Source organism: uncultured Methanobrevibacter sp. (assembly GCF_937898925.1).
Lineage (GTDB): Archaea > Methanobacteriota > Methanobacteria > Methanobacteriales > Methanobacteriaceae > Methanobrevibacter.
The window spans coordinates 22688-30263 of record NZ_CALDKF010000008.1; the positions used below are offsets into that span (position 1 = coordinate 22688).

Here is a 7576-nt window from a genome sequence, read left to right on the forward strand (position 1 = left end):
ATCACTTTATTTCAATTCTATCAACTTATCCAAACTATCTAAAAACTCTGTCCTATTAAGAACAATTATATTGTCACCAAACGGATCATAATCCTTCTTAATCCTTATTCCACCCCAGGTAACAAGAACTACTGGACAGTTATCACAAAACGTAGCATCTGAATGATATAAAATTCTCTCAAAGTCTTTATAATATCCCATAACCTTATAAACGCTATCTCTCACATAATTAGTGCTGCTACTGTTCTTAACTTCTATAATCCTATAAGTTATTTTTCCATCTCTTTCAAACTCTAAAATGATATCCGGAGCCCTATAAGCCCACTGAATGCTATAATTTCTAAGAATATCAACATACTGGGAAACTTCCTGAAGTGGTTTTGGAAGGTATTGATAATGAACAGTCACCTTAGTTCCATCTTCCAATACATCACAAGTTAAATAATCATTTCCACCATGCAATAGCCTTAATTCAGGACTTGGCAACATTTTAACAATTGAATAGAATATATAAATCTCATACAATTTGTTAGGATTGGTAGCTCTAATTAATCTATGTTCCACTAAATCCTTAAGAAGTTCAATATCCTCATTAATGAATAAATCCTCATAAAGCATGAACACCTTAGCCACCCTATGATAAAGAACATTCCTGTTCTTAAAGGCTTTTCTAATGTGCTTAGCTTTAATAACCTTAACATCAGAAATGTCATCAAAATAGACTTTTCTCAATGTCTTTTTAGCCATCTTGTAATTGTTTCCAACTATCTCATACCAATCCTTTTCCTTAGATAAGTTTTCTACATCAAAAGGATTCTCTTCATCATTTTTTGTATAATCTACAAAATCAAGATAATTATTCTTTAAATTAATAATCTTTTTTAGAACAAACTTCAATAGCTGATTCTCTTCCAAATCATAGAACTTAGATGGTGGTGAACAAACAAAAAGACTAGGATCATTATATCCTTTGGAATATCTAGTCTTAAGAGTTGTATTCCAATCTATTCTGCCTCTCACAATACCATTGAACTCTTCCTTTTTCTTTTGAGTTGAATGTGAAAGGTTTCTAAGAAGATATGGCAATATTTGAATTAAGTCTCTGACTTCATCACTTAATAAGAAATGTACTGTCTTTAAAGTTCTTAAATCATCATCATCCATTTCAAATAAATCTTGGACTTTAATTGTGAAATTAGTGCTGACTTCACCTGAAAAGAGATAATAATGAATAAACTCTTTAATTTCATTATAAATTAAATCTATATTGAATTCAGTGACTTTATAATGGTCATTGATATCCTTTGATTTGATTTCCACATCATTCGAAGTTCCAATAATCTGTGATTTTTTATGAGAACTTTCTTTAGCTTCAACTTCATACATACGTATTCAAACCATTTATTAATATTTTCATATCCAATTCATTAAATTAAAAATAGTTATAAAATAATTAATAGAAATAAATAATCTATCAAAATTTTAATAGCTAAAATCAATTAAAATTTAGGAATCAATGCTTCCAATTCTTCATCCAAATAAGATGACAAACCAATGTCACCAATGAGCTTTCTGATTTGTTCAATCTTATTTCTATTTAATCCTTCAAATTGAGGGATTATATAAGAGCTGATAGCTTCAGCAAGGATTAAATCCGTGCTGTCATCACTTATTTCATCCCTAAATTTAATGTATTCAGTCATATCTTTAAATATAGCAGGACCTAATTTTCTAAACTTAATAACTTCATAAACTCTTAGCAATTTACTTAAATATTCTTCAGATAAGTCATTTGCCCATTTTCTAATAAGTTCTTTATAAGCTTCATCATCTGGTAAATCAACTTCAATAAACATGAATCTTCTCATGAATGCATATGAAAGGTCAAATAAGCTATCCTTATCATCCACATTCATTGTTCCAATTATTCTCCAATTGTTTCCTATATAATATGTGGCCTTTTCCTCATCATGTTTTGAGTAGTTTTCATCCCATAATTTGATTTTAATCGGTTTATCATTTTCTTTATAAGGCAATTCAACATCTTGTTTTGACAGAACAGTGAATAATTGTCCAAATGCCTTATCAATATCTGCTCTATTAATTTCATCAATGATAAGCCATTTATTTTCTGCAATAGCATCCAAGAATTTACCTGGATAAAAGAACAATTCTCCTTTTTCATTAGGCATTAATCCACCAATAGTGTCAAAAGTAGACCAATCTGATGTTGCAGTAGTTAAAATATAACCATTTATAAAGTTATTATCACTTGCAGCAGTTGCAAATTTAATTGCCAATTCTGTTTTACCTGTTCCTGGAGTTCCATCAAGGATAATATTTTTTCCTGCATTCAAAGATGCACATAATTGATTTAATGTAGCACTTGCAATAGAAAATGATTTTAATTTAGATTCTAAGATTTCAGGAGTTAAATTTAAAACTTCACTAACTTCAGGAATATCATCTATTTCCCCTTGAGGACCTTCATCTTCTGGAAAATCATCTTCATCCTCAGGGTTATCATCTTCGATAGGATCATTTAAAACTTTATCAACATCTATATAGAAATCGATTGGCATCAAATCTGCATCTTTTGTAGCATAATGAATAGTGGAATTTGAACATAAGTAATGGCAAATTGTATCAAAGATTTCAAAATTGCCTATATCAAATCGTGTATAATTTATAGCGTTTTTTAACTTATCTAAAAATTCTTTATATTTAATATTATTTATTATATAACGTTTTAATTCTAAAGAAAGCTTAATTTCATCCCCAAACATTAAAGACAATAATTTTACTGTTTCTACAGTCTTTTTATTAATTACAAGATAATTATTATCCAAATAATACAAAATAGAACTTAAACGACCTGATTTAATTCCACCACTATATTTATTTTCAGAATATTCCTTTAAAATTCTTTTTTGATCATCAATGTCCTCATTATCCTTTAACTTATATAATGTTTCAAAAAGCAAAATAGCTGTTTTGTCTAATTCTTCATCATTTAATTTCAATCGTCCTTTAATAGAAGCTTTAATATCTCTACTTCCATCAAGATGAACTTTATTTTCCCGATTTACAAGTTTATCCCAAACATCATCTGCAATAGGTTCATCATTTTCATATTTTTCAACTATTTCTTCCCAAACTTTCTTTATTTCCTCTGATTCCTTTTGATAACCTAGATTATGATGAAAATCTTCCCTCTCAAATAAAAGTTTATAAGATTCATCGTAAATATGCTTTAAGATTTTTTCCTTTAATTTTTCATCATTCCTTGCAATAATACATAGAAGTTTATTCCATTTATCACCATCCCATTCAACCAAAGTATGTCTAGCAAATAAATTTTTAGTAACTTCCAAATCATCAGGAGTATATATCCACTTAACAGGATAAACATTGTTTAAGCCATATTCATTTCTTTTTTCATTTTCAGTAGAAGGTATGAAACTTCCATTAATTACTCCAATACCTGCAAATTTGCTTCTGCCTTTATTAACAATAACTATATCTCCTTTTTTAACCCAATTGACAAATTTCCAAAGCATTAATTTAGATGGGGCTTTAATGCCATATTTATCCAAATATTTATCTAAAGAATATTTATTTTTAAACTGAGTATAATTCACTTCTGGCTCTTCATATTTAAAACCAACACCGACATAAGAATCTTTTTTAAATTCTTCCCAAGCATAATTATATATATCTGCATTGCCTGGAGCAATTCTCCATATTTTTCTACCAGAATTCTTTGGACGTAAATCTTTTTTGGAAGGTTCCTCACTGGCTCTAAAATCCGTGTAATAAGGAATCAGATATTCATATAACTTTATCATTCCCTTTAAATCATCTACAAGTTCTTCAATATTCAAATCCTCTTTTTTATAGAACTTGCTAAATATATGCTCTGGGACCTCTACCTCCTTTTTGAAACCAGCTGGAAGATTGAATGTATGTTTCTCTACCATCCTAATTAAATAATCTGCCCTTTGGTTTAATAGCTTATTGCTATCATTAACTCCTTGTCCTAAAGCTAATGTAAATCCAGTTCCATCTGATTCAAATAAATAAATTAAATAAAAACCTGTTTGAAAAGTGTCTGTAACCTCTTTATGATAAAACCCCGCCCATGGAACTTTAGACCAATCCATCATTCCAGGAGAGATTTTAGAATAATATTTTTCATTGTCAGTGACCAATGAGGCTATAAAATTTTCAAAATCCCGAGCAATGTCATTTCTCATTCTAGCTGCAAATTCATTGCCTTTAAACGGTTTTTTAGATTCAATTTTAAAATTGTCCAATATTTCTTTGAAATCATTTAAAATATAATTATAACTTTCGGCTTGAGACATAAAAACCCCTAAATCATATTTTTTTATTACTATTTAATATATTAACAAAATATAATAAATTTTTTGAAAAATATTAATATTTTAAAAAATAAAAATTAAATTGATAATAAACTTAGGATAGAGTTGATTTCATGCCAGATAAACTGTTAGAAAAATACTTTAGAGAACTTAAAAAGGAAATAGACAATCAAGCTTTGATCAAAGAACTTGAAGAGTCTATAGAAGACATCACTAAAGAAGATTTGGAACAATTGATTAAAAAGCATAATTAGGTGTTTGAATGTCAGAAGAATGTAATATAGAAACAATTGAAATAAAGTCATTTAGAGGAATAAAAAATGAAAAAATTGACTTTAGAGGCAAATCATTTGTACTCTGTGGACCTAATGGTACCGGTAAAAGTTCAATCACACAGGCATTTGAATACCTGTTTACAGGCAAAATTGCATCATTAAAAAAGATTCAAGGGTTGAATCATGACAAATCTTTGGTTCATAAAGGAGACTCTAAAGATGATTTGCTAGTTAAGGCCACTATAAATGGACACAATATCGAAAGATCATTTAAAGATGGTTTTAAATATGATGAAGAACTTGAAGAGCTTGTTGATGATTTTAAAAATGGTTCCTTTATTTTAAATAGAAAAAAATTATTGTCATTCATTGAATCAAGGCCTGGAAAAAGATATGAAGAGATAACCAATTTGATTTCCTTTGAAAAATATGACAGCATAGAAAAAACCCTTAAACAATGTCATGATGGATTTAAAAAGGAGGTAGAAAATAAAGATGAAGAGATTGAAGAAATCTATAATGAGATTTCAATATCCTATGAATGTGAAAAAGAGGATATATATGATAAAATCAATTTAATTTTAAAAAAGAATAATATAAGCCCAATTGATGAAAATAGTGATTTGAAGACATTTTTAAAGGAAAATAAAATATTGGAACCTCATAATCTTTTCAAAATAGATATCTCAAAACTTAATTCCAAATACTTAAAATTATTAAACGATTATGAGGATATTACATTAGAGGAATTGAAATCAACAAATAAATTATTATCTATTCTAACTAATTCCAAAGAATATATTTTATCTGAAAATTCATTAAAATGTCCTGTTTGTGAAAGTGATATTGAAACGGAAAAAGTTTTGAAAAATATCGAACCAAAAATTGAAGAAATAAAAACTGATTTAAAATTTTTAGACAATTGGAAAGATGAGATGAATCAACTCATTTCTGAGCTAAATAATTTAAATTATGAATTAAACTCCTTCAATACTATTAATCCACAATATAAATTAGAATATGATTTTAATAATTTTATTGAAGATTTAACAGCATTTAGAGAGTTTGATAAAAAATTAAGTGAAATGGATAAAGATTTGTTAACCTCCATGAATGATGAGGTAAACTATTTGAAAGAAAAATATGAATCAAACAATGAAGAATTGAATAAAACCCTTGATAATATCTTTAAGCTGAATGAAATCAATGACATTAAAGAAGATCTGATTGATTTGAAAAAAGAATTTGACGTATCAAAAACCATCTATGAATTATTTAGAGATATGAAAAAAGAGGAAATAGAAAATATATTAACAGAAATTAAAGATTTCACTTCCAAATATTATAATTTCATCCATGACGAAGACGATATAATCAATCCAGATATGAGCTTGACCCGTTCCAGTTCATTGACATTGTCCTTATTCTTTGATGGAGAATCAACAGATCCAAGATCCTATTCTAGCGAAGGACATATTGATTCTTTAGGACTATGCATTTTCCTGGCATTTGCCAGAGTATTCAATAAGTATAATTTTATGATTTTAGATGATATTATCTCCACTGTTGATTTGGAACATAAGGAACAGGTTATAAGATTATTCTTTGAATTCTTTGGTGACTACAATTTCCTAATAACAACCCATAATAAACTATGGTATGAACAATTAGGCAGACTTGCTTCAAGCCATCACAGAAGGCAAGACTTTATCTTTACAGAAATTCTGTACTGGGATAAAAAAGAGGGACCTATATTCTCTAGGAAATTCACCAAAAAAGAATATATTGAAACATATATTAAGCTAAATGATACATATGCAGCAGGAAATGCAATCAGAAGATATTTGGAATTTATTTTACATGATATCTGTTTAATAAATGGTATTCCATTACCTCTTAAGAAGCATTATACTGTTGATGATTATTATAAAAAAGTTGAAGCATACTTCAATGAAATTCTAGAAAATACAACTATAAAAAAGGAATATGATAAAGTATTCCAAGAATTGAACAATACTCTGTATATGGGAAATCTATTATCCCACAACAATGAGGCAAATTATGACTTAAGTATTAAGGAAATAATTAAGTTCAAGGAAGCTGTTTTTGCATTTGAAAAAGCATTTAAATGCAATAAACATAAAAGCAATTATTTGAAATTTGATAAAAAGCGAAAAATAGCTGTTTGTCAAAAAAATAGTTGCAATAGAATTTTAAAATTTAATTTTTAATTAAGTAGTTTACTACTTAATCTCTTTTTTTAAAACTTTTAAGTAATCTATTTAAAATATTTTTAATTTTTTGTGTCATTATATAATAAATTATTGTGTGTTATTTTTTTTAAACCTTTTTTTATTTGAAAACCTCTTGGAATTAGGTTTTATAAGATTTAAATAATTATTAGTTATATCCTTATTTTAATGGAAATTCCCTTGCAATATAGTTAGACACGATGAAATATTCATTGGAGTAGCTGTCGCAATCCTTATTTTAGTGAATTTTCCCTTGCAATCAAGACTACTCAGAACACCACGAAAACTGTATAGGGTCGCAATCCTTATTTTAGTGGATTTTCCCTTGCAATCTCAATGAGTTCTATTAGGTTTTTAAGAGAATTAGGGTCGCAATCCTTATTTTAGTGGATTTTCCCTTGCAATTCTTACAACGAATTGGAAGCATTCGACTATGCAAATGTCGCAACCCTTATTTTAGTGGATTTTCCCTTGCAATAGAAGTCTTAGAAACCGCCCAAGAAGTGTTAGATTGTCGCAATCCTTATTTTAGTGGATTTTCCCTTGCAATTGGTCTTGAAACCTTAAAAGAAGGAAGTTTAAGACATGTCGCAATCCTTATTTTAGTGGATTTTCCCTTGCAATAACACCTGGTAAGAGGATGAGAGACATCTGTAAAGAGTCG

At 28.2% G+C, this 7576-nt stretch carries 5 protein-coding genes; 3 read left to right on the forward strand and 2 right to left on the reverse strand.

What is annotated here, in order from left to right; genetic code table 11:
* Positions 1-6 precede the first annotated feature (6 nt).
* The gene (locus Q0409_RS00695; protein WP_298534007.1) at positions 7-1386 is read right to left on the reverse strand and encodes a hypothetical protein; all 1380 of its coding nucleotides are present in this window, start codon (positions 1384-1386) and stop codon (positions 7-9) included.
* A 113-nt stretch (positions 1387-1499) separates the two neighbouring features.
* Positions 1500-4367 carry an MrcB family domain-containing protein gene (locus Q0409_RS00700; RefSeq protein ID WP_298534009.1) on the reverse strand — a complete coding sequence of 956 codons (2868 nt, stop codon included), beginning with the start codon at positions 4365-4367 and terminating at the stop codon, positions 1500-1502.
* A gap of 131 nt (positions 4368-4498) precedes the next feature.
* Here Q0409_RS00700 and Q0409_RS00705 point away from each other — a divergent pair, with 131 nt between their 5' ends.
* From Q0409_RS00705 to Q0409_RS00715, 3 genes are all read left to right on the forward strand, one after another.
* Positions 4499-4639, forward strand: a complete 141-nt coding sequence (locus Q0409_RS00705; RefSeq protein WP_298534012.1) for a hypothetical protein — start codon at positions 4499-4501, stop codon at positions 4637-4639.
* Positions 4640-4647: 8 nt separating this feature from the next.
* Entirely contained in the window at positions 4648-6891 is a 2244-nt protein-coding gene (locus tag Q0409_RS00710) for an AAA family ATPase (protein ID WP_298534013.1), read from the forward strand.
* Between the two features lie 524 nt (positions 6892-7415).
* Positions 7416-7538 (forward strand): hypothetical protein, encoded by a 123-nt coding sequence (locus Q0409_RS00715; protein ID WP_298534014.1) that lies wholly within the window; start codon positions 7416-7418, stop codon positions 7536-7538.
* Positions 7539-7576: the final 38 nt, after the last annotated feature.

What these genes read in the sequence shown, in the direction of transcription:
- Q0409_RS00705 (WP_298534012.1), top strand. Translation starts at nt 4,499, where the DNA reads ATGCCAGATAAACTGTTAGAAAAATACTTTAGAGAACTTAAAAAGGAA.
- Q0409_RS00710 (WP_298534013.1), top strand. Translation starts at nt 4,648, where the DNA reads ATGTCAGAAGAATGTAATATAGAAACAATTGAAATAAAGTCATTTAGA.
- Q0409_RS00700 (WP_298534009.1), bottom strand. Translation starts at nt 4,367, where the DNA reads ATGTCTCAAGCCGAAAGTTATAATTATATTTTAAATGATTTCAAAGAA.
- Q0409_RS00695 (WP_298534007.1), bottom strand. Translation starts at nt 1,386, where the DNA reads ATGTATGAAGTTGAAGCTAAAGAAAGTTCTCATAAAAAATCACAGATT.